Origin of the sequence: Psychrobacillus faecigallinarum, assembly GCF_014836595.1 — a bacterium.
Taxonomy (GTDB): domain Bacteria; phylum Bacillota; class Bacilli; order Bacillales_A; family Planococcaceae; genus Psychrobacillus; species Psychrobacillus faecigallinarum.
Genome location: NZ_JACSQO010000029.1, coordinates 1 through 679 on the forward strand (window position 1 = coordinate 1; position 679 = coordinate 679).

Sequence of the window (679 nt, forward strand, 5' to 3'; positions counted from 1 at the left end):
ATGTCATTTCATATTTTCATTTTTATTTAGAATAATTTAAAATGAAAAAGGGGGAGAGAATATGAATCAAACAATTTACTTATTTAGGCATGGAGAGACCCAGTATAACACTCAAGGACGTTACCAAGGAGAACTTGACTCTACATTAACCGAAGATGGAATAAATCAGGTCAAAATGAATGCAAGAATATTGAAAAGTTTAATTAAAGATCCAAATGAGTGGGAAATTATTTCAAGTCCGCTTGGAAGAGCAGTAGAAAGCACCAAGATCATATGCGAAACAATAGGTTATGAGTTTTCTAAGGTTAAAACTGATATTCGCTTAAGTGAAGTTGCTGTTGGATCATGGGCAGGATTGACTTTAGAACAAATTGAAGTCGGTTGGAAAAATAACATGAAGAACACAAATTTATATAATTGGTACTTTAATTCTCCTGATGGAGAAAGTTATGATACAGTCGTGAAGAGGTTATCTAGTTGGTTTAAAGACATAGAAAATTTACCTAATGTTATAGTGGTTTCTCATGGACTAACAGGGAGGGTTCTTCGAGGAATTTATAGTAATTTGAGTAAAGAAGAGGCGCTAAAACTTGAGGTGTCGCAACGTACCTTCTTTAAGTTATCTGAACAAAATGTTCATAAAATTAGCTCTGATTTCGATGACTTTTAAGAAAGTCAA

The 679-nt window shown here is 33.1% G+C and carries 1 protein-coding gene; it reads left to right on the plus strand.

Features of this window, described 5'->3' with window-relative positions:
* The first annotated feature begins 61 nt into the window (after nt 1-61).
* Nucleotides 62-670, plus strand: coding sequence for a histidine phosphatase family protein (locus H9650_RS20290; RefSeq protein WP_191698008.1), 609 nt, complete (start codon nt 62-64; stop codon nt 668-670).
* Nucleotides 671-679 lie beyond the last annotated feature (9 nt).